Annotated in this window: 20 protein-coding genes; 6 read left to right on the top strand and 14 right to left on the bottom strand. The window is 56.9% G+C overall.

The annotated features are described in order from the left end of the window. Window positions 1-14 precede the first annotated feature (14 nt). Window positions 15-1079 carry a tRNA preQ1(34) S-adenosylmethionine ribosyltransferase-isomerase QueA gene (queA, locus tag AC16KF_RS09110; protein ID WP_484036995.1) on the top strand — a complete coding sequence of 355 codons (1065 nt, stop codon included), beginning with the start codon at window positions 15-17 and terminating at the stop codon, window positions 1077-1079. Here the strand turns inward: queA and AC16KF_RS09105 are convergent. Further along, on the bottom strand, window positions 1027-2022 hold the full coding sequence (locus AC16KF_RS09105) for a patatin-like phospholipase family protein (protein WP_484036994.1): 996 nt from the start codon (window positions 2020-2022) through the stop codon (window positions 1027-1029). The genes queA and AC16KF_RS09105 overlap by 53 nt on opposite strands. 25 nt (window positions 2023-2047) lie before the next feature. On the opposite strand from AC16KF_RS09105, the gene AC16KF_RS09100 reads away from it, so the two are divergent. The 5 genes from AC16KF_RS09100 (at window position 2048) to ndk (ending at window position 8839) form a co-directional block, all read left to right on the top strand. Continuing rightward, complete coding sequence (locus AC16KF_RS09100) at window positions 2048-2734, top strand: uracil-DNA glycosylase (RefSeq protein ID WP_484037005.1); 687 nt, start codon at window positions 2048-2050, stop codon at window positions 2732-2734. A gap of 30 nt (window positions 2735-2764) precedes the next feature. Next, window positions 2765-3799: a type 1 glutamine amidotransferase family protein gene (locus AC16KF_RS09095; RefSeq protein WP_484036993.1), complete on the top strand. Its 1035-nt coding sequence runs from the start codon at window positions 2765-2767 to the stop codon at window positions 3797-3799. A gap of 79 nt (window positions 3800-3878) precedes the next feature. Continuing rightward, window positions 3879-5174: a thymidine phosphorylase gene (locus AC16KF_RS09090; RefSeq protein WP_484036992.1), complete on the top strand. Its 1296-nt coding sequence runs from the start codon at window positions 3879-3881 to the stop codon at window positions 5172-5174. A gap of 33 nt (window positions 5175-5207) precedes the next feature. Next, window positions 5208-8327 carry a tetratricopeptide repeat protein gene (locus AC16KF_RS09085; protein WP_484036991.1) on the top strand — a complete coding sequence of 1040 codons (3120 nt, stop codon included), beginning with the start codon at window positions 5208-5210 and terminating at the stop codon, window positions 8325-8327. A 59-nt stretch (window positions 8328-8386) separates the two neighbouring features. Then, window positions 8387-8839 (top strand): nucleoside-diphosphate kinase, encoded by a 453-nt coding sequence (gene ndk, locus AC16KF_RS09080; RefSeq protein ID WP_484036990.1) that lies wholly within the window; start codon window positions 8387-8389, stop codon window positions 8837-8839. 137 nt (window positions 8840-8976) lie between these two features. Here the strand turns inward: ndk and AC16KF_RS09075 are convergent, their stop codons facing one another. The 13 genes from AC16KF_RS09075 to AC16KF_RS09015 all read right to left on the bottom strand — a co-directional run bounded on the left by AC16KF_RS09075 (window position 8977) and on the right by AC16KF_RS09015 (window position 22262). Then, window positions 8977-9882 carry a DMT family transporter gene (locus tag AC16KF_RS09075; protein WP_484036989.1) on the bottom strand — a complete coding sequence of 302 codons (906 nt, stop codon included), beginning with the start codon at window positions 9880-9882 and terminating at the stop codon, window positions 8977-8979. Continuing rightward, window positions 9879-10625, bottom strand: coding sequence for an SGNH/GDSL hydrolase family protein (locus tag AC16KF_RS09070; RefSeq protein ID WP_484036988.1), 747 nt, complete (start codon window positions 10623-10625; stop codon window positions 9879-9881). The genes AC16KF_RS09075 and AC16KF_RS09070 overlap by 4 nt, the downstream gene beginning before the upstream one ends. A gap of 82 nt (window positions 10626-10707) precedes the next feature. Continuing rightward, complete coding sequence (locus AC16KF_RS09065; protein WP_484036987.1) at window positions 10708-11394, bottom strand: esterase/lipase family protein; 687 nt, start codon at window positions 11392-11394, stop codon at window positions 10708-10710. Next, window positions 11391-12110: a glycerol-3-phosphate acyltransferase gene (locus tag AC16KF_RS09060; protein WP_484036986.1), complete on the bottom strand. Its 720-nt coding sequence runs from the start codon at window positions 12108-12110 to the stop codon at window positions 11391-11393. The genes AC16KF_RS09065 and AC16KF_RS09060 overlap by 4 nt, the downstream gene beginning before the upstream one ends. Continuing rightward, on the bottom strand, window positions 12107-14530 hold the full coding sequence (locus AC16KF_RS09055) for a PEP/pyruvate-binding domain-containing protein (protein ID WP_484036985.1): 2424 nt from the start codon (window positions 14528-14530) through the stop codon (window positions 12107-12109). Before AC16KF_RS09055 ends, AC16KF_RS09060 begins: the two co-directional genes overlap by 4 nt. Next, window positions 14527-17112, bottom strand: coding sequence for an ABC transporter permease (locus tag AC16KF_RS09050; RefSeq protein ID WP_484036984.1), 2586 nt, complete (start codon window positions 17110-17112; stop codon window positions 14527-14529). The genes AC16KF_RS09055 and AC16KF_RS09050 overlap by 4 nt, the downstream gene beginning before the upstream one ends. A gap of 100 nt (window positions 17113-17212) precedes the next feature. Next, window positions 17213-17968, bottom strand: coding sequence for an ABC transporter ATP-binding protein (locus AC16KF_RS09045; protein WP_484036983.1), 756 nt, complete (start codon window positions 17966-17968; stop codon window positions 17213-17215). Between the two features lie 3 nt (window positions 17969-17971). Then, window positions 17972-19354, bottom strand: a complete 1383-nt coding sequence (locus AC16KF_RS09040) for a BCD family MFS transporter (RefSeq protein WP_484036982.1) — start codon at window positions 19352-19354, stop codon at window positions 17972-17974. 15 nt (window positions 19355-19369) lie between these two features. Further along, window positions 19370-19669, bottom strand: a complete 300-nt coding sequence (locus AC16KF_RS09035; RefSeq protein ID WP_484036981.1) for an antibiotic biosynthesis monooxygenase family protein — start codon at window positions 19667-19669, stop codon at window positions 19370-19372. A 121-nt stretch (window positions 19670-19790) separates the two neighbouring features. Continuing rightward, window positions 19791-20837: an HlyD family secretion protein gene (locus AC16KF_RS09030; protein ID WP_484036980.1), complete on the bottom strand. Its 1047-nt coding sequence runs from the start codon at window positions 20835-20837 to the stop codon at window positions 19791-19793. Window positions 20838-20878: 41 nt separating this feature from the next. Further along, window positions 20879-21193, bottom strand: a complete 315-nt coding sequence (gene rsfS / locus AC16KF_RS09025; protein ID WP_484037004.1) for a ribosome silencing factor — start codon at window positions 21191-21193, stop codon at window positions 20879-20881. Between the two features lie 81 nt (window positions 21194-21274). Continuing rightward, the gene (gene thpR / locus AC16KF_RS09020) at window positions 21275-21886 is read right to left on the bottom strand and encodes an RNA 2',3'-cyclic phosphodiesterase (RefSeq protein ID WP_484036979.1); all 612 of its coding nucleotides are present in this window, start codon (window positions 21884-21886) and stop codon (window positions 21275-21277) included. Between the two features lie 4 nt (window positions 21887-21890). Further along, the gene (locus AC16KF_RS09015; protein WP_484036978.1) at window positions 21891-22262 is read right to left on the bottom strand and encodes a response regulator transcription factor; all 372 of its coding nucleotides are present in this window, start codon (window positions 22260-22262) and stop codon (window positions 21891-21893) included. Window positions 22263-22278 lie beyond the last annotated feature (16 nt).

The raw sequence follows: 22278 nt of genomic DNA, 5'->3' as shown, positions 1-22278 counted from the left end.
ATCATTCAAACGAAATGCAAACCTCCGACTTCGACTACAACCTCCCCGAATCTTCTATCGCGCAGACGCCTGCTGAGCCGCGCGATTCGTCGCGCTTGTTGGTGTTGCATCGTGAGAGTGCAAAATTGGAGCATCGCATCTTCCGCGATGTGACGGATTACCTCAACGCGGGGGATCTGCTGGTGTTGAATCATACGCGCGTCATCCCTGCGCGGATCTTTGCGCGGAAGGAAACTGGCGGGCGAGTGGAACTCTTGTTATTGCGCCGCCGAGATGAAGTCACATGGGAGGCGTTGGTCGGAGGAAAAGGTCTGCGCGTAGGCAGGGTGGCGAAAGTGGACGAGGGACCCGAAGTTCAGATCATCGAAGAATTGAACGGATCGGAGCGCTTGATAAGATTCTCCGAACCCATCGAGCCGTATTTTTCCACAGTGGGGAATGTGCCGCTTCCGCCGTACATTCACGAAAAATTGGATGACCCCGAACGTTATCAAACGGTCTATGCCAAAGAGCCCGGTTCCGCTGCCGCGCCGACGGCTGGACTCCACTTCACGCCGCGCTTACTCGAAGAGTTGCAAGTCAAAGGTATAAGAGTCGCCTATGTTACATTGCATGTCGGCTTGGACACTTTCGCTCCGGTGAATGAAGATAACCCCGAAGAACACAAGATCCACAGCGAATGGTGCGAGTTGACTCAAGAAACAGCGGATGCAATTAACGAAACCCGCGCGCGAGGCGGGAGAGTTGTTGCGGTGGGAACAACATCGGTGAGAACGCTTGAATCCGCCGCCAGCCCTTCGACTTCACTCAGGACAAGTCTCCAGTCTCCAGTCTCTGAATCTCTAATCTCTAATTCTCCAATTCTCCCTTTCCTCGGTCCCACCTCTCTCTACATCCTCCCCGGCTATCAATTCAAGATCGTGGACGCGATGATCACCAACTTTCACCTGCCCAAGTCCACGCTGTTGATGTTGGTCAGCGCGTTCGCGGGGCGCGATATGATTCTCGCCGCCTATGCAACTGCGGTCAGCGAGGGTTATCGCTTCTATTCGTTCGGCGACGCGATGCTGATTTTGTAGTCTGCGCTTTGTTCATCTTGGGCACTCGCGGAGCAGGCGCCATCTCGGCTTCATCAACTTGATCCTTTAGCAAATGATTCCCCATTTCTTCGCCATAGATCAGCAGTTCGGGCGACTTGTGGTAATCGTCCACGGCGATGGGTTCTTTCAGATCGACCTGATAACGCCGAAAATCCAGGTCGGGATACATGGTTTTCACCAGAATGATCTGTTGGTCGCTGGCGTCTTGTGAGTGTGTTTCAAGAACTTTTGGCAGCCATTGGATCGCGCTGTAGCGAGTCGGTTCGCCCACTTTGATATGTTCGGGGGCGCGCCCGGTGCCGAGGCTGATGAGCGTGGTCTCGCTATGTTTCCAATGCAGGATATGTGTCAGCTCATAGGCGGCTAAGAAGCAGGGGTTGTCATACGAGCCGATTCCCCCGTCAGTGAAGCGGCCGTCTAAAACTGGAAAATAAGTAGGCGCGGCGGACGAAGCGAGGACGGCATCTAGCACGCTCCAACTCTGATATTCTTCCGACCACGATTTGATAAAACGCGTTCGATTCGAGACGAGGTCGTAGGTGGTTGTCACTAGCGCGGTCGAAGGGGATGCGTTCCACAAGTCGCCGAGAGTCTTGCCCTTCACGATCTCTCCAAATTGCTGAACGAGCGGTTCGCGCGAATAGCGATAGCCGCGAACCAGCCACAACATTGTCCAGAATGATCTGCGAAACAAAACGGGACACATATTAAGATAGAGTTGAAGGAGGCTCGTTGCGTCCGCGCCGCTTGCGATTCCCGCCGCCAGCATCGAACCCGTGGACGTTCCGGCGCACAGTCGGAAGATCTGATGAACTGATTTGCCGACCTCAGCCTCCAGCATGGTCAGGGCTTTGGCTGGGATGATGCCGCGAACGCCGCCTCCGTCGATCGCAATGGCAACGTTTTTACGCAAAGGCTTCATCTTGGCTCCTGATACAATCGAAGGTATGAAACTTGATGAGTTGAATGCCGAGATTATAACCTGCCGCAAATGTCCACGTCTCGTTGCGTGGAGGGAGGAAGTCGCCCGCGTCAAGCGCAAGGCGTATCGCGATCAGGAATATTGGGGCAAGCCGGTGCCGGGATTTGGAGACCCGAAAGCGCGCGTCCTCGTGGTGGGACTCGCCCCCGGCGCGCACGGTTCGAATCGCACTGGACGCGCGTTCACCGGCGACGCGTCGGGCGGGTTTTTGTACCCGGCGTTGCACAAGGCTGGGTTTGCGAATCAGGCTGAGGCGACGTCGAGAAGCGACGGTCTTCGTCTCAACGAGTTATACATCACCGCTGTCGCGCGCTGCGCTCCGCCAGATAACAAGCCGAGTCTCGAAGAATTGAATACCTGCCAGCCGTATCTCGAACGTGAATTGGAAATTATCAAGCCGAAGGTGATCGTTTGTCTTGGTCGTATCGCGTTCGAGAGAATTTTGAAAATCTATTCGATCCGCAATTCGGAATGGAAATTTTCTCATGGAGCGGTGTATCCATTGCCGTCTTCATCTTTCATCCTTCATAATTCATCCTTGATCTGCTCCTATCATCCCAGCCAGCAAAATACGTTGACTGGGAGGCTGACCGTGAAAATGTTCGATGCGATTTGGGCGAAAGCAAAAGAATTGCTGAAACAAGAATCGTAATAGATGAATTAACCGCATCATCCAATTGATATGACGATCGGACAAATCGCATTTCTCGGCTCGGGTGAAACTTCGCTGGCGGGCGGACGTATTTTTGAATCGCTTGCAAAACGGATCAACGATCCGCTTCGCATCGCGTTGCTTGAAACGCCCGCAGGTTTTGAACTGAACTCGTCGCAGGTGGTTGGCAAGGTGGGGGAGTTTATGAAGACTCGTTTGCAAAACTACAAACCTATCGTGGATGTCGTCTCTGCCCGCAAGAAAAATTCCGCGTTCAGCCCCGATGATCCTGAGATCGTAAAGCCATTGTTGTGCGCAAACATGATCTTCATGGGACCGGGCAGTCCCACGTACGCGATTCGCAATTTGCAAGGGACTCTCGCGTGGGATGTGATTCGCGCCCGCCATCGCCTCGGCGCCACGTTGATCTTTGCCTCCGCCGCCACGATTTCCATCGGCGCCCACGCGCTGCCGGTGTATGAAATTTACAAAGTGGGGCAGGACGTTCACGCGGTGGATGGGTTGAACCTCTTCGGCGATTTCGGCTTGCACATTTCATTCATCCCGCATTGGAACAACGCCGAAGGCGGCGCGGACCTCGACACGAGCCGCTGTTTCATCGGCATGGATCGCTTCGCCGAATGGTGCGACCTCGTCCCGGTCGAAAATCAAACCATCGGCTTGGATGAGCACACCGGTCTCGTCGTGGACATTGAGTCGAATCAATGCGAAGTGAGCGGGGTGAGCAGTGTGTCCATTGTCCGCGAATGTGACCCGGAGATGTACCCAACTGGCTCGAAGTTCAAACTGAGCGAGTTGGGCGAGGTGGAGATTCCAAATCCGCTTGAAAAAGATATTCCGCCTCATGTGTGGGAGATGGTTGTCAGCGCGGCGACTCTAGGGGATGACAACCCTTCGGATGAAGTGACCGCGCTGGCGGAAGAACGTCTCGCCGCGCGGGTGAATAAAAATTGGGCAGAGTCGGATCGCCTGCGGGATAAAATTTCCGCGCTGGGGTGGACGGTGCAAGACGCGAAAGATGGATACAAATTAGTGAAATCATAAAAGTAGGTCACGCTTCAAGCGTGACCTACTTTGCAGAATCGGATACAATAAATTTGCAATTCTGAACAAGGAGCCTCCCATGCGCGCTGTAGACATCATCATCAAAAAACGCGACAAGATCGAACTTACCCGCGAAGAGATCGAATTTTTCATCAAAGGATTTGTGTCGGGCGACGTGCCTGATTATCAAGCGTCGTCATTTGCGATGGCGGTCATGCTCAACGGCATGACGCCGCGCGAGACCACCGACCTCACGCTGGCGATGGCGTATTCAGGCGACACGCTCGACCTGAGCGACGTAGTTGACCTCGCCGTAGACAAACACTCTTCGGGCGGCGTGGGAGATAAGACCAGTATCACGGTTCTTCCCACCGTGGCGGCGTGCGGACTGCCCGTCGGCAAAATGTCGGGGCGCGGACTGGGCTTCAGCGGCGGCACGCTCGACAAACTCGAATCGATCCCCGGCTACCGCGTGGACTTATCCACCGAAGAATTCAAAAAACAACTCAAAGAGATCGGCGCGGTGTTGACCGGTCAATCCCTGGCGTTGGCTCCAGCCGATGGAAAACTGTACGCCCTGCGCGATGTGACGGGAACCGTCCCTTCGACGCCGCTGATCGCTTCATCTATTATGAGCAAGAAGATCGCCGCCGGGGCGCAAGCAATTGTGCTGGATGTGAAGGTGGGACTCGGCGCGTTCATGGCAACTCTCGATGAAGCGCGTGTGCTTGCAAAACTCATGATGGACATCGGCAAGCTGGCGGGGCGCGAAACAATTGCCCTGCTTTCCGATATGAATCAACCGTTGGGACATGCGGTGGGGAATTCGCTTGAAGTGGTTGAAGCGATTGAAGCCTTGAAAGGCGGAGGTCCGCATGACTTCCGCGAACATTGTTTGCATGTGTGCGCCCACTTGCTGGTGATCGGCAAACGCGCCAAAGATTTGGGCGACGGGCGCGCCCAAGCCGAAAAAGCGATGGCGAACGGCTCTGCCCTCGAGAAATTCCGCTTGTTGGTGCAGGCGCAGGGCGGCGACGTGTCCTACGTGGACGACACCTCCAAATTCCCGCGCGCGAAATATGTCGAGGTGGTGGAGTCGCCGATGGACGGGAGCCTCTCCCAAGTCCATGCGCGAAGCGTGGGCGAGGCGTCGGTCATCCTCGGCGGCGGACGCGCGAAGAAATCCGATGCGATCGATCACGCGGTTGGCATCGTCGTCCATCACAAGGTTGGCGATAAAGTTCAAAAGGGCGAACCGCTCTTCACCATCCACGCCGACGATGAGGCGAAACTGGCGGAGGCGCGCGAAATGACTCTCGCCGGGCATACATGTAGCGCAGATGACGTCCAGCCGTTGCCGTTGTTCTACAATTAAGGTGAGTTATAATAGCGGCAGGAGTTGACACTCATGGCGAAAATATCCCTGCGGGCATACAACCGCGAAATCGAAACCATGTTAGACCGCGGTCAGGTGGACGAGGTAGTGGCTCATTGTCTTCACATCCTGAAATCTCATCCAAAACATCTTGACACGTACCGCCTGCTCGGCAAGGCGTACCTCGAAATGAAAAAATACGGCGACGCTGTGGATATTTTCTCGCGCGTCCTCGTGTGCGCGCCGAGCGACTTTGTCTCGCATGTGGGCATGGGCATCATCCGCGATGAGGAGAATAAACTCGATGATGCCATCTGGCACATGGAGCGCGCTTTTGAAACCCAGCCCTCGAACGCCGCCGTGCAAAGCGAACTGCAACGACTGTATATGGCTCGAGGCGATTCGCCGTCTCCGCGCATTCGCATGACGCGCGGCGCGCTTGCCCAGATGTATGTGAAAGGGGAGTTGTACCCGCAAGCGATCTCTGAAATCAAGAGCGTGCTTGCCGAAGATCCCGGGCGCAGTGATATGAGCGCCCTGCTGGCAAAAGCCCATTACAAAAGCGGGCAAAAGACCGACGCCGCGGAAGCGGCTTCCTCCTTGTTGAGGCGGTATCCGTATTGTTACGATGCCAATGCCGTGCTCGTCGAAATTTTCAGCGCGGATAAACCCGACAACGTGCAAGCGTACCGTCAACGGGTGATTGAACTTGACCCCTACGCCGCGCATGTGAGCGGCTCGCTCTTCGATACCTCCAAAGCGCCCGACTCTGCCATCTCGATCGAGAAACTCGATTGGAGCGGCCAGCCTGTGGGGATGCCGGCCGATTGGCGCGAATCACGCGGGATCAGCCTGGAGCCGAAAGATGAACCTGAACCAACCTGGCTCTATAAAGGATTTGAGACGGAGACTCAAGTTCCGCCTCAACTCGCCAGTGCGGCTGTTTCACCATCGGACGACAACATCCCCGACTTTCTGAAGGATGCCGGCTGGGGTCAATCGACAGGCGAGTTCGATGAAAGTAAAGCGTCTCTTGTCAGCGAAGAGGAGACACTGCCTCCCACTGCCGCCGCCCCTCTGGCGGCTGGAGAAATGCCCGATTGGGTGAAGCAACTCAAACCGGCGGATGAATCGCCCGCGTCTGTCCCGGCGCAGGAGTCCGAATCCACCCCGGATTGGATGAATCGTATCGATCCCAGCATCCTGCCCGGGAAAGAATCGGCATCCTTTGATGAATCTCCAGATTGGATGAAAGACCTCGGTCAACCGGCGAACGCCTCAGGCTCTGCGTTTAGCGATGAGCCCGATTGGCTGAAACCGCTGGGCGGCACAGAGGCTAACGCCGCGCCGCAGTCCTCAGCCTCCGAACAACCCGATTGGCTGAAATCATTTGGCGAAGAGCAACCAGCCGCACAACCCGCCGCAACCGAACAACCGGATTGGATGAAGTCGTTCGCTGAAGAAGAAAATGCCCAGCCTGCCGCGACTGAACAGCCGGACTGGATGAAATCGTTAGGCACCGAGAGTGTGAGTCAACCCACTGCGAGCGATCAACCGGATTGGTTAAAGAATATGGAAAGCGAGTCTGCCATGCCCACTCCTGCCCAACCTGCCGAGGAACTCAACTTTCTCGATGGGGTGGGAGAGCAACCCACAGCGGTGGAAGGTCCGTCTGTTGCGGCGCCGATGGGCGCCGCTGGCTTGACGCCGCAGTCGGAAGATGATGCTTTTGCGTGGCTGGAGAGCCTGGCTGTCAAACAAGGCTCCACCGAGGGGTTATTGATGAAACCCGAGGAACGCTCCTCGGAAGAACCGGAATGGGTGAAGCAAGCGAAGGGGTTGACTGATGAGCCTCAGCCCGAAGCCAGTGTTCCGACGATGGCGGCGCCCGAAGTGACAGCCGAAGTACCCGCGCCTGCGGTGGAAGAGCCGGCAAAAGTTCCAAGCGCCGAAGACGATGCCTTCGCGTGGTTGGAGAGCCTCGCCGTCAAACAAGGTTCCACCGAAGGGTTGTTGATGAAACCCGAGGAACGTTCGGCGGAAGAGCCTGATTGGGTGAAACTAGCAAAGGAAACCGGTGAGTCTGCACCGGTGGAAATGCCTGTGGCGCAAGAGTCGCAATCTGCGGTGGATACGGGCATGTGGCTGAAGAGTCTGGACGATGAAGCCCCGGCAAGCGAGCCGGTTGCCGAAAGTAAAGCCGATGAAACCGCCATGTGGTTGAAGAATCTGGACGCGGAAACCCCGGCAAGCGAGCCGGTTGCCGAAAGTAAAGCCGACGAAACTGCCATGTGGCTGAAGAGCTTGGATGAGCCTAAATCTGAGCCGCTTTCTGGTTCGGGAGATGTTGATGTCTCGAGTTGGTTGCAAAATCTGGAAGAGTCGGAGACCACGCCCGAGCCTATGGTTGAACCCGCAACAGGTGACGATTTACCTTCATGGTTGCAAAGCGCTGGGGAGGGCGACTCTGCTGTGGCGGCAGAAACAGAACTCCCTGTGAGCGCGAGCGCAGACGAACAATGGCAGGGACAAGGCGAGCCGGTGGCTGAGTTGGAAGAGGCGCCGCGGCCCAATACCGGCAGTCTGCCCAGTTGGTTGAGCGGAGTCGATGAAGAAGACAAACAACCGCTGACCGGCGAACTCCCCTCATGGTTGAGCGACGATAGCGGTGAGGCGATTGCCGAGCCGACGAAGATCGAACCGACACGCGCCGAGGAATGGCAACCCGCCGAAACACCGGCGCCGGTATCGTTTGAGGAGCCGAAGGAAGAACCGAAAGCGGAGCCAAAGCCCGCGCCGCGCAAACCCGCCGTAAAGAAGGCGGAGCCGCGCCCGGCAACGCCGGTATCCACCTATCAGGAACCTGTCACTCGCAAAGCGACGGGCATGTTGACCGCGCCTGTCGATATGACGCTGGGCAACGCGCGTAATGAACTCTCGCGCAGTAACATCCCTGGCGCGCTCGAGACGTATGCGAAGCTCATCAAGAAAGGCAAGTATCTCGATGAGGTGATCTTCGACCTGCGCGAGGCATTGTACCGTTACCCGGTCGAGGTGAGTATTTGGCAATCGTTGGGCGACGCGTATATGCGCGCCAACCGTTTGCAGGACGCGTTGGATTCGTATACGAAAGCGGAAGAGTTACTTCGTTAAATCAGACCTCACAGGTCTTGAAGACCTGTGAGGTCTAAAATTATTATTTGGAGGAATCTGTGGAACGTTCGCTCGTGTTAGTTAAACCCGATGGTGTGCAGCGCGGATTGGTCGGCGAGGTGATCGCTCGTTTTGAGCGGCGCGGACTGCGACTGGTCGGCGCAAAATTTATGCAGGTGAGTTTGGATCTGGCGAAACAGCATTACGCGGAGCATGAGGGGAAGCCGTTCTATGACGGTTTGATCGCGTACATCACGTCCGCGCCGGTGATGGCGATGGTGTGGGAGGGACCGAACGCGGTCGCCGCCATCCGTCAGACGGTGGGTTCGACCAAGCCGGTCGAGTCGGCGCCCGGCACGATTCGTCACGACTTTGCGCTGGAGGTGGGACGTAACCTCATCCACGCTTCGGATAAGCCCGAGACTGGCGTCCGCGAAACTGCGTTGTGGTTCAAGAACGATGAACTCGTGGATTGGACGAGGGATGTGGATCGGTGGGTGTTTGAGAAGTAGAAGAGCAGAGATTAGAGATTGGGGTGTGTGTAATTGGTAAGCCTGCCCTGAGCCTGTCGAAGGGTGGTAATTTGTACTTGGAGAATTAGAGAATTGGATATTCATCCCGCTGGCGAGAGTCGGCGGGATATTTGTTTTTATGAGTCTGTTAGATTCCTCGGCGATGGAAATTTCCTGAGTTGCACGATCAATGTCCCTATGCCTGTTACGACCAAGCCGATAATTTCTTTGCTCGTGATGTTTTCTCCGATGAATAAGTAGGCAAGGATGGGAACCCAGATCATCATCGTCCCGCCGATGACGCTGGATTGGGTTGCGGTCAGCGTGCGGAGGGTGTGATTCCACAGTGTAAAGGCGAAGGCGGTGTTTGCCAGCGCCAGCCAGAGGATGATGCCCCAGCCTTGCAGAGTCATCACCGGCGGTTGCTCGATGGCAAAGCCCGCCACAAGTAAAAGGATGGAGCCTGCGCCCATGCTGATGACTGTCACAAGAAGGGGATGATGCGCCTCCGCGCGGTTGATCTCTCTGCCCAGCACAGATGAAATCACATTTGTCGTCATGCCGGCCAGGCCGACGATCACGCCGACCATTTGACTTTGCCGAATGGAGACCGGCAGGAAGTAGATCATCGCGCCGCTGATCGCCAGCAGGATGCCACCCCACTGCAACCAGTTTGGTTTTTCGGAAAGCCAGAAAATACTCAACGTCGCCACGCCGATCGTGCTGAAACTCATCAGCAGGTTGGTTGTCACTGCGGGGAGGTAGTCCAGCGTGACGAAGACCGCTCCCTGCGTGGCGGCGTACATGAGGATGCCGAGCAGGACTAGTCTTTGCCACATCCTTTTCGAGAGTTGCTTTACCTCATGTTTTGCCTCGCTGAAAAGTAAGAACACTGCCAGAATGAGGAAGGCGGTGAAATATCTCAGCCCTGCAAAGGTGATCGGCGGTATATCTTGCAGCCCGATTTTGACAAACACCCAGGAGGTTGCCCAGAGGAATACGACGAATAACGCTTGAAAGACAGCGATGCGATGAGATTTCATTTTGGTATTTTGAGACTCTCCAGTAATTTTACAAGCTCAGTGTTTAATGCGCTGTAGCCAGCGTCATTTACATGTAGAAGATCGCGCGCGTATCCGCTTTTCACGTTGCCTTCAGGGTTCGAAAGGATGCCCGCCGCGTCGAAAACGACGACGCCCTCGGCTTGGTAATTCAGAATGAAGCCGTTGACCCGGTCGATGGCTTCATAGACTTCGTCTGACCAGACGAGGCGACGCGCGAGCGGAACATTCCCAGACGTGGGAAAGACCGTCGTCAGGATGACAACCGAATCAAGCCCGCGCGATTTCTGGATGATCGCTTCGATGTTATTCTCGCACGCGGCGATGATTTCATCTTTTGAGTCGGGAAACAGCGGAATAGTTTTCAGGTCGTTCACGCAAACCTGGAGGATGATCGCATCGGGTTGCAGGGGTTGAATATGCTCCTCGAATCGGAGCAACACCTGCGCCGACGTTTGATTGCCGATCCCTCGATTGATAAAAGCGTACTCGTCAGTCTGGGGGGCGATCCATTGCGCCGCTCGTGAATCGCCGTAGAAAACCACCGTTGGCTTGTCTCTGGTGGTCTGGTCCGTTGCCTCTTGAAAATATGACAGCCCGATGGGGTCGAGTTGCGAATTGTAGAGCAAGGCGTAATATTTTCGTAGTTCCCGATACAGAAAAACGTTGGTTGTGAGTAACCCGAGGATCAACATCAACAACAACCAGATCATGATAATTTTCATTCGATGCGTCACAGTCACCTTCTTGCGATGGATGCTCTCAAACTATCCAGCTACGCAACTATCAGACTACCCAACTACGTGACTACCCAACCGCCCTCCACCACTCCTCCACAAGGGACGGCGTCCCGTACCATAAATTGCCTTTCAAGCCAAAATGATGCGCGCCCTCCAGCACGATCTGCTCGGACCCTTTCAGCAAAGCGGACTCGATCGGCACGAACCCGTCGCCCCATGCAGAGCCGTCTCCGCATAGGCGTTTGTATACGCCATAGAGTCGACGCTCCGCAGAGGAACCCTCGCGCTTGCCTTGCAGGGATTTCCCCGCCACCGAAATATATTTCACCTGCGGCGCGAAGAACGCATCGGGGTACATGGCATTGACCCGGTTGCGCAACCTGCCGCCGCGATGGTTGTAATGCGGACTTCCCAACGTGACCAGCGTATCCACCCATTGCGCGCCGTTGAACGCGCGCCCGCTAAAAGGCTTTGCGCCGAGGTACAGCCGCGCCATCACTCCGCCCGAGCTGTGACCGACAACTGTCACTTTGCCGGTGGCGGAAAACTTCACCGCCTCGCGCGCCGCCTCATCCAATTTGCGGATGACGAGCGCCCAGCCCGCGGCAGTGACCGTCGTCAGCCAATGATGCGTGCGCGCCTGCGCAATGAAGACTCGTTGCCCGCTGACGCGCGCGATCTCCTCCGCCATCCCCGCGTAGATGGCGGGAACGCTGAGGAAGCCGCCGAGAAAAACTACAGGCTGTGGATTCACTTGCTATCGCGAATCAGCTTCAATCGCTTGGCGAAGCGGTAGATGCCGCGTCCCATGCCGGTCAGTTGCACCGTCTCGCCGATATCCGCGCCAAATCCGCGCCGCCTCAAGTCGAGGTATTGTTTGATCTCGGGGATCATCGAAAAAAGAAAGATCAAATTGGCGGCAAGACCGTACCACACATACGCCATCTCGTGCGTGCGGAACCAAAGCCAGATCACCAACAACCACAAGCCGGAGAGATACGCCACGAGCAAATCGCGGATCACGATGATGCCCAACAGCATCCCGCCGAAGAAGGTGACGAATGTGCCAACCCAGTCTACGGTGAACATGGCGCCGTACACGGCGGTCAATCCGCGCCCGCCTTTGAAGCGATACCACACGGGCCACACGTGACCGACCATACCCCCCAGCGCGGTGACGAGGAAATAAAATTCGCCGGGATATTGCGTTTTGAAATACAGCGTGGGCAGAGCCACTTTGAGCATATCGAGCATGGCGGTGAGGAACCCGAGTTTCGGACCTCCCTGCATCGAAAGCGTGGTCGCGCTCGTCACGCCCACTTGGAATTTCTCATCGGTGTTTTGAATGCTGAGCCTCACATTCGAGGGGTCGATGCCCGGCGCAAAGAGCCGCGCCACCACGCGCGCAAACGAGACCGAGCCAAAGAGATAGCCGATCCCCGCCGCTATCAAGACCAAACTTGTATTCATGGTTGAGCCTCCTGATTCAAATATACGCGCCCTTGCGCGCCATCCACAAGAATCCATTCGCCTTCGCGCGCGCGTTGCGTGGCGCGCTTCACGCTGACCACGGCTGGCAAGCCGTATTCGCGCGCCACGATGGCGGTGTGCGAAAGTTGCCCGCCCGTTTCTGCCACAATGCCGCCGATGCCGGCCAGCAGGGGTGTCCAGCCCACATCGGTGAAGGGCACCACGAGAATATCTTCGCGGCTTAGGTCCTGGGGCGCATGCGCCGGGTCGCGCACGATCCGCGCCCGCCCGAGCGCCACGCCCGCGCTCCCGCTGATGCCGGTTAACACATCGGATGATTCGCCCTCGACTGTTTCACCGCGCCGGACCGATACGCCCCCGCGAATAACCTCCGGCGGATCGAACTCCGCGTCTCTCGCCAATTCAAACTGCCTCGCCGCCACCAGCCGATTCGCCTCCTCCTCGTCCATCCCCTCGCGGGCAAGCCTCAGCGCTTCCTCGTGGCTGAGGAAGAAAATATCGTCACGCGCCCGGAGTTTTCCTCGTGTGACCAATTGTTCTGCCAGGGCGAGATACACGCGCCGCATGAGATGCGCGTCCTCCGAGATCAACTGGCTGGCGCGTTCGCGCAGATCGATGTACTTCAGCGTTGCGGCGTGCAGGCGCTCGAACCGCCTGCGCTGAACCGCCGTGAGATGCGATTTCACTTTTTTGAGCGCGAACGCCTGCCGTTCCGCCGTATTGGTAAAGGTGGGGTTGGGCTGGTTGGCAAGCCTGCCCACCATCTGCCACAACATCGACGGCGTTTCGCGCCAGGAGGGCAGTGAAAAATCGGTGCCGTTCGCGCTGAGGAAACCAAACCGCGCTTTGAAATTTTCCATGGCGGCAAGCAGGCGTTTGCCATCCTCGTTCCTGTTCAGCGATGCTTGAATCGCGGCGGTCTCGCCGGCGGCAATGATTTGTTTTTCATGGCTGTTCAAAGCGCGGACGAGGTTCGCCATGTCCAGCAAGGCTTGGTTTGCGCCAAGCGCATGAGATGGCGACGAGCCGTTCAACAAGTCGCCAGGCGACACCTCCGGCGCGTTGCGCTGAACCATCCTTCCCAGCATGCGGTTGCGCACGCTCATATTCAACGCTGTAATGAACACATTCCACTGCGCTTCTTTATGATACCTCTTCAACTGCTCGAGCGCGGCTAGCAATTCTTCGATCCCCAGCGTGGAGGTTTCCAACCGGCGGAACGGCTCGAGTTCCGTATGGCGGCGCGAGATGAACGTCTCGGCGCTGGGCGCGATGCGGCTGTTCCGCCACACGAAACGGATCAAACGGATTTTTTCAGGGAGGTTGTTAAAAGAGAAGAATGATCTGCGCGCGTTGGTTGGCTTCTCGCCGCGCGTGACAGTCTCGAAGAAGTTGGCGGGCAAGCCAATCTTTTCGCAGGCTTTGCCGAGCACGGTCACGTTGGCGTACACCCGCGAGTTGATGCGCCGCACCAGTTTGGACGTATCCACCCTGCCTTTGCCCAGCAGTTCATCGAAGATGCGTGTGAAGACATTGTCCACCATGGCGGTTGTGGTGGTGGACCACACCAGCGGTTTGACCAACCCCGGCACCATTTCAGAAACGAACCGGTTGGAGTACGTGTCGCGGTCTTGAAGCGTGGTGATCGGGCGGGCTTGCAAAAGAAGAAAATCGCGCCCATCCCATGCCCATTCCACATCTTGGGGCGAGCCGGCTTTCACCCCCACCTGCCGAACGATACGCGCAAATTCGACTGCCTGCTCCTCGGTCAGCGAGGGAGCGTCCGCCGAATGTGTCAGCGAGTCGATGATTCGATCCTCCGCCGAAACGACCCAGCGATCCGGGTTCACCATGCCAGAGGCGACCACATCGCCCAACCCGCGCACTGCTTCGATAACGACCAGGTCCTCGCCGGAGATCGGGTCGGCGGAAAATGCCACACCTGCCGCGCGCGCCTCCACCATCCGTTGCACCACGACCGCCATCGAAACATCGAAGATGCCGTTGTGTTGTTTGATATATTCGCTGACGCGCGGGTTCAACATCGACGCCCAACACGCGCGGACGGTTTTCACAACCTCGTCCGCGCCTGTGATGTTGAGATGAGTGTCCAATTGACCGGCGAACGAAGCCTCGGCGCCATCTTCCCCGACCATCGAAGAACGGACGGCGACGCGCCCGCCAAGTTTTTTATACGCCGCGCGAATCGTCGCGTCGATTTCGGGTTGAAGCGCCGCGCTCCCGAATTGACCGTCCAGAAAGGCTGCGGTGGTGACGATGAAGCCCGGCGCGGTGCGGAATCCCTGCTGGGCGATCCATAATAAACTCAGCCCTTTGCCGCCCACGTCTGACTTGGCGGCTTGACTCTCAGCATCCAGCGGGGTGATGTACGATTTCATTCGAATTGAATCGCCTCGATGATTCGTAATCGCGCCGCGCGCGCCGCGGGGAGGATCGCCGCCAATTGCGAGACGAACAACGCGATGATCAGGCTCACAACGATTCCCTGCGTGGGGAGGATGTAGGTCAGGTCGTAGCCCGCTGTGGAATTCACGGTCGAGATCACCACCCGCGATTGGAACAAGCCGAAGAGCAACCCCAGTCCGCCGCCGATCACGCCGATGAGCAGGGCTTCGGCAAGGATCATCTTGATCATCTGCCAGCGCGTCATACCAAGACTGCGCAACATGCCGAGTTCGCGCGTGCGTTCGAGCACGTTCATGGTCATGGTGTTCACCACGCCCAGCGACGCGACGATCATGGCGATGAACGCCAACACATCGAACAGACTGCTGGTTTGCCCGATCAGGTTTAGCGCGCTGGATTTCAGCGTCTGGTTCGATTGGATGGTCAGGTTGCGGCGCTTGCCGTAGAGTTTGTCGATCTGTTGTTGCACGGCGGTTTCGTCGGCGTCTGTCTCCACTTGCACAAGATACGCGCTGGCGTCGTTGACCTGGAAGTATCGTTTCAAGTCGCGCCAACTGCCTTGCACGACCATGCCGCGATTGTAATAATCCACCACAATGGCGGCAATTTTGAATTTTCGTTCACCGCGCCTCGTTTTCAGCGTAAGCGTATCGCCCTGCTTTAACCCATATTTTTCGGCGAGCACGCTCGAAATGAAAATGGTATCCCCACCGGCAAGTTGGGCAAGGAAGTCTGCCGGCTCGCCTACGCTGTCGGTGAACGCGAACGAGGTGACCTGCGAATACGACGCGGGGTCGACGGCGGTGAGGGCAAGCGGCTCAGTTTCCCCGTCGGGTTTGACGCGCTTGATGTCGAGGTAGCGGATGGGAGTCACCGCGTCTACCCCGGGGACAGCGGCTAACTTCGCCTGTAGATCGTTCCGCATGGGGATGGAGGAGAACACGAAGAGGTCGCCGCCGATATACACGTCGATCCAACTGCGGATGTCGCGGTCGAAGGCGATGGTCACCGCGCGGATGCTGAGGATCATTGCCACGCCGATCATCAGCGCGGCGACGGTGAGCGCGGTGCGCCAGCGCGAACGCTCGATGTTGCGGCTTCCCAGTTGCCCCTCGCGCCCATACATGCGACGGACTGTGGCGCGCGTGAAGCGTTCCCATAAACCAACCGAGGCGGGGATGAGCAACGCGCCGCCGAACATCATGCCGAGCACTGCCATGTTGTTGATGCGGCTTCCAAACGGTTCGGGGATGGGGAGCAGAAAGATCACGATGAGCGAGATCAGCATGAAGGCGGCGCCCACTCGCAGTCCGCGTTGGATGGCTGTGGTGTCGTCGCTGTTGCCGCGGATGCGCAACGCCTCAAGCGGAGAGATGCGCCCCGCCTGCCACGCGGGGATGACCGTTGCCAAGAGCGTGACGATCATGCCGATGCCCGCGCTGGTGACCAGCGCCGAAGCGGGGATGGCGACATCGCTCACATCTTGCGCGAGGAAAACCTCGGTCACGCGGATCAACCCTCGCGCGAGTAAAATTCCCAAACCGATGCCGATGGCAGAGCCTGCGATGGAGAGCGTGACCGCCTCCAGCAGGATCTGTTTCATCACTTGCCAGCGGGTCATGCCGAGCGTGCGCAACATGCCGATCTCGCGCGTGCGTTCGATGACGGTCATCGAAAAGGCGTTGTAGATCAGGAATGCCCCCGCAAAGATGGCGATGATGCTGAAAATGTTCAAGCCGGTTTGATATCCGCTCACCATTTGCGAGACGCGCTTGCCTTGCGTGGCGGGGAAGATCACTGAATATTGCACGCCAATGCGGTCTTGCAGGGCGGTTTTCAGCGCGTCCAGTTCCTGCGGCGAGCGGTTTTCCTCTGCGGCGAGGATATCCACCTGGTCGAGTTCGTTGGGGCGTTCGAAGATTTTTTGCGCCGTGTCGAGCGGAACGACTCCGAATGCGCCGTTGTTTAACTGTCCCGGTCCCTCGCGCGAGATCAAGCCGATGATCTTCAAGCGGGCGCTCCCCGCCGGTGTGCGGATGGTGACGCTCTTCCCCAACTGTAGGTTGTTCTCTTCGGCGAACTCGCGCGCCAGCACGATGTGAAATTCGTTGAGGTCTTCGGTGAGGAACGTGCCTGCTTCGAGTTTGTAATCGCGCACCAGCGTGTCTTTTGCCGGGTCGATGCCGTATACCAGCAGTCCGCCCGGCACAATGCCGAAGAAACTGACATTGAATTCATTGCGTTGGGAATCGTCGGCGAGCAGGGTCTGCGATTGGATAAGCGGCACGGCGGCAGACACGCCCGCAACCGATTCGATACGATACAAAATCCCCTCGTCGAATCCACCCAGGGTTAGGTCGGCGTTGGTGACCACCAGGTTGGTTCTGCCGGAGGATTCGCTGAATAACCGCGTGATGGCGGCAAGCGTGCTTCGGTTGGTGATGTTGATGCTAAGGATCACTGCCACGCCAAGCACAATGCCAAAGGTGGTGAGCAGTGTGCGCAGGGGGCGGGCAATCAACGAGCGGATCGCCAGCAGGATGTTTTGTATCATGTTGGTTTCTCTGCGGCAAGAACCTGATTTCGCGATCTATTGATTCTGTGAAGCGATTGTTTTGCTTGATTCTCATCCGCGCTTCTTTTCGGACGCGAGGTTAATTCTGCTCGGGGAGGTTTTCCATCGTTTTGAGAATCGCGCTCAGGCGCTCAGCCACTTTCACCGCCTTCTTGAAGCGGAGTTCTTTGGCGATGAGTCCATCTCGCAGGAAGACTGCCCGATCGGCGTATGCCGCGGCGCGCGGATCGTGTGTGACGACGATGGTCGTTTGCTGGAGTTCGTCGCATGAACGGCGCAGAAGTTCCATGATGGCTGTGCTGTTCTTTGAATCGAGGTTGCCTGTCGGCTCGTCTGCCAGCACAATGGAGGGTTGTGTGACCAGCGCGCGGGCAATTGCCACGCGTTGTTGTTCGCCTCCTGAAAGTTGATCGGGCTTGTGGTGGCGCCGTCCCTCCAGCCCCACGTGTCGAAGTAGCGTGGTGATTTGCTCTTGATAAGCGTTCAGATCTTTGCCGTCGATGGTAAGAGGCAGAGCTACGTTCTCCTCAGTAGACAAGGTGGGTAACAAGTTGAAGAATTGGAAGATGAAACCGATGTTGCGGCGTCGGACGAGCGTCACTTTGTCGTCGTCGAGCAGGGAGAGTTGCATGCCCGCGAGAGTCACTTCGCCGTCGGTGGGGCGGTCGAGTCCGCCGATGAGATGCAGGAGCGTGGATTTGCCGCTCCCGCTCCTGCCCATGAGCGCGACGAACTCGCCTTTTTCGATGGCGAAATCCACGCCTGCCAGGGCATGAACGGTATGCTCGCCCAGTTGGAAGATTTTTCGCAGAGCTTTCGCTTCAAGGATCGGCATGGTTTATAAACCGAGTTCGGCGGTGGATAGGTCAGAGTCGGCGGAGAGGCGCCCAACGCGTTGCCCGAACCCGATCACGTCCACACGCGCGAGCGCGTAGATGGAAACTACAAGCCCGAGGGCTTCCAATAGGAAGATCAAGCCGTAGGTGGTGGTTGCCGAACCTGTGAGGGAGAGGAATACGTCGCGGAAAATGCCGCCGAGGGCGATGCCAACTCCACGAGAGAGGAGAACGCAGATCGTCCACAAGCCGAGGTACATTCCCGCTTCCGAGTCGGAGGTCATGGCGACGAGCAGGCTGAATGCGCCAAAGGTGTATAAACCAAACCCGGCGCCGAAGATCAGCAGTGACAGTTGCAATAAGCGCAGTTGCGCGCCAAACGCGGCGAGTGCCAGAATGCCCATTCCTGCCGCCATGATTCCCAGCCCGATCTTGGTCAGGCGCGTATTTTTTTCCGCGGCTCGCTTGCGGAAGCGGACTGCGCATCCGATCAGAAAGATCACGGTGGCGGTTTGCCAATAAGCGGAGTAGCGCGTGGTCTGTTCGATATCCTGCCCTAGCACGTGCGCACCGAAGGGTTCGAGGATCGCCTCTTGCATCCATGCGGCTAGGGTGGCGATTGCCAGGAAGGCGAAGAAGCGGCGCGTGTCCACATCCTGCCAGATTGTGCGGAGCGCTTTGCCGAAGTGGAGGGTGGATTCCGCGTTGCCCGCGCGGGGGTTGGCGAACCTGCGTTCGATTCCGGCAACAGCGAAGAACCAGAAGAACGCGCTGATCGCCATGACCGCGAGAGATACCGACCAGAACGTGTCGAGGTTGAATTCGCGCATGGCTCTGCCGAGGCTGATCGCCGCGATCGGGAACATGATGATCAGCGCCGTTTCGATCACGCTGACCGCGAACCCCTGGCGTTGTTTGGGAACAGAATCTCTTACGAGGGCAAGAAAGTTTCCGCCGGAGAGCAACGTGCCGGTGCCGTACATTAGGAAGCAGGCGATGGCGATCAGCCAGCCGCTTGGATCGTTGCGATCGGCGACGAAGCGCGACAGGCTGAGAGGCAACAACGGATAGGAAAGGACGATCAATAGTCGTCCGCCCCAGACATACGGCGTGCGATGGAATCCCAGCCATGGGCGCGTGTCGGACCAATAACCAGCCAGCAGGCTGAGAGGCGCGAGCAGGTAGCGCAGGGCGATCAACAATCCCACCGGCGCGGCGTTCAGCCCCAATTCGTTGATCATAATGCGGTTCCATACGCTGGTGACGAGGATATCTCCCAATGCGGAGCCGATTTGAAACGTTGATAACCGCAAGAGGCGCGCGAATCGATATGTCGCTTCGGCTGACCCTGTCTGCGCCGCCACCTTGGATGAGGTTGTGCTCATGGGATGTTCATGCGTTTAGCGCATGTCGCGTTCGTGACCGTAGACTTTATGGCTGGGGCGTCGCACAAGAAGTTCCGCCTTGCCCCAGTTGGTCACTTGCCTGAACACATCACTCTGCACGAAGGAACTGAAGGCATCCTTCGACGACCATTCTGAAATGATCGCGTACGAGTTTGGTTCGCGCACGCGGTGGTACAGGTAGCTGTTCACGTGTTCAGGGGTTTTTGACAGCAGGTCGAGAATTTTATCCACTGCCTCTTCGAATATCTTTTCCTTGCCGAGGATCACATCGTAGTAAAGACCAACGGTAACCATGGGGTTGCATCTCCTTTTGAAAAAATATTGTCGGGCGCTTAAATTTTATGCAGAAATCCGATAACTCACAAGAAGATTATCAGATTTTGTAACCTATTTTCATCGTGAAGGATTTGTCTTTTTAGCGCGAGGCTTGAATTTCGACGAACGCGCTCATTCCCCATCGCAACTGTTCGGGGATTTCGTCTAACGAAATCGTAACATTGAAATACACGCCGGACCCCGGGGCATTCTTCAAGGAGACGTTGGATACTTTGCCGTTCACTTCCGTATTGGGCAGCGCGTCAAACGTGACGCTGACCGGGTCGCCCATTTGGACGCGCGCGGCATCCACCTCGTTGAGGTCTGTGGTTTGCACCTGCAGTGTTGTAAGATCGGCGATCAACACCACGGGCGCGCCCGGTGAAACCATCTCGCCGGTGTTTACGTAGGTTTCCACCACCACGCCATCGAAGGGGGCGAATAATTTGGACTGGTTCAAGACCGCTTCGATGGCTTCGATGCGGGTTTGCGCGGCGATCACATCGGGAGAGTCTTTGATGTTGGTCAGGCGGTCCAGAGCGCGTTGCGCGTCGTCGAGCAGTCCTTTCTTGAGCACAAGGTCTTCTTCGGCTTTGGCGATCGTTTCCTTATCCGCGTAGCCCTGATATTCTTTTGTGACGGGCACCTCCACCTTGCCGAACGGGGTGTCTTCCACCTTGGTTGTGACCTCGGTGATCGTGATGGGGTCGTTCAACGAGTCGCGGTAGTCGAAGGCTTTGTCGTATGCTGTCTGCGCGGCGCGGAGGGCAATGGTCGCTTGCGCCAACGCGGTTTCAGAGGCGAGTAAATTGTCAAGCGATTGTTGCGCAAGGAGGAGGTCCGCTTGCGCGTTGATGATGTTTTGCGGCAGGGCATTTTCCGGCATCGAGGCGAGGAGTTCGCCTTTCTTGACGGAATCGCCCACGCGGACCTTGATATCCACCGTTTGCGCGCCGACCATGAAGGCAAGGCTTGCCCATTTTTCAGCCACCACTTCGGCCGAGGATGTGAGCAGGCTGTCGTCTACTGGAATGATGGGCGCTGACGCTGTGGCAGAGGGGTCTTCTCCTTGCGGCGCGTTGCATCCAGCCAGCCCGATTGAAAGGATCAATATGACGGACGTGAGTGTCGAGAATCGTTTGTTCATGGATCGGTTTTCCAGTCGCAAAAGTATGATTGTGCCGCGCGTTATCGCACTCTTAACAACACCTTGCCGTCGCTCCACAGTTCTTCAAGGTCGTAATATTCGCGCTGGTCGGGCGAGAAAAGATGCACCACCACATCGCCGTAATCCATCACGAGCCAGCCTTCCTGCGAGCGCCCGTCGATGCGGCCCTTTTTCTTATAATCCGATTTGGTCGCTTCAAGCACGCCTTTGGCAAGCGCGTCTAACATGCGGTCGCTGGTGCCGTTGCATAGAACGAAATAATCTGTGAACGATGCGATACCTTTGATGTCGAGAAGTAAAATATCCTCGCCCTTTTTATCTTCAAGGGCTTCGATGATCTTGCGCGCAAGTTCGAGTGTGTTCAGGTTTCACCTCTTTAAAGTGTGTGCTTTAAGCCGCAGGGAAGGTTCTCCGCTTTATGAAGGGGGATGCTTCGCTTCGCTCAATAAGACACCGCGTAGCGGCGCGGAGAAAAGTTTTGTGTATACCGCGCCGGTTGGTTTTAGTTCGCTTTTGAATAGATATACTGAGTCTACCCTTGCAGTGCCGAGTACGTCAATTGTGGCCGCTTCGAGCAGGCGAGTGGTTTTGTTACGGTCTGCCGAGGATGCGTCCGCTTTGACGCGGGCAACTGTGAGATGCGGGGAAAAGGCGCGAGGCTCGGGCGCGAATCCCAGATGGGCGCAGGCAGACTCTACTTCCCGAAATACCGCGTCCAACTCTGTGGAGGCTTGGGCGCCCACCCACAAGATGCGCGCCCGTTTGAAATTGGGAAAGGAACCGAAGCCGCCTATTTGGATATCAAAGGCTGGGATGGAGTCTACCGAGGCGCAGATCGCCCGCGCCAGTTCGTCCACGCTGGCAGGGGAAATGTCTCCAAGAAATTTTAGGGTGAGGTGGATGTTTTCGGCTGGCGTCCAGCGGATGTGTTGACCGAGTTCGTTGCGGAGCGGGGAAGTTGCCTGCCAGATAGCGAGTTGTATTGCGCGGGGGATTTCAATGGCGAGGAAGGCGCGGAGCAAGCTCATACAGTTATTCGCCAATGGCGCGGGTCACTGCTTCTTTCAATTCCAGGAACCCGACCGGTTTCGTCAGGTAGATCTTGGCTCCGGCTTCCATGCCGCGTTTGATGTCGGCGGGGGTGCCTTTGGCTGACACGACTACAACAGGTATGTTCGTCAAGGCGGGGTCGTGATGCATGTGATGGAGAATATCAAGCCCGGAGATGCCGGGCATCATGATATCGAGGATGATGAGATCGGGCTTCTCGGAGGAGATCAAATCGATGGCGGGCGCGCTGTTCGAGACTTTTAACACGCGAAAGCCGCTGACGCGCATCATCTCGGCAAATAGTTCGGCGGCGTCGCCTTCATCTTCGAGTATTAATACGGTTTTGTTCGTCATGTGCAGGTAACGATAG

The sequence above is a fragment of the Candidatus Defluviilinea gracilis genome (assembly GCF_057138825.1).
The sequence above is the reverse complement of the archived record's forward strand: the minus strand, read 5'-3'. Positions and strand labels throughout refer to the sequence as shown.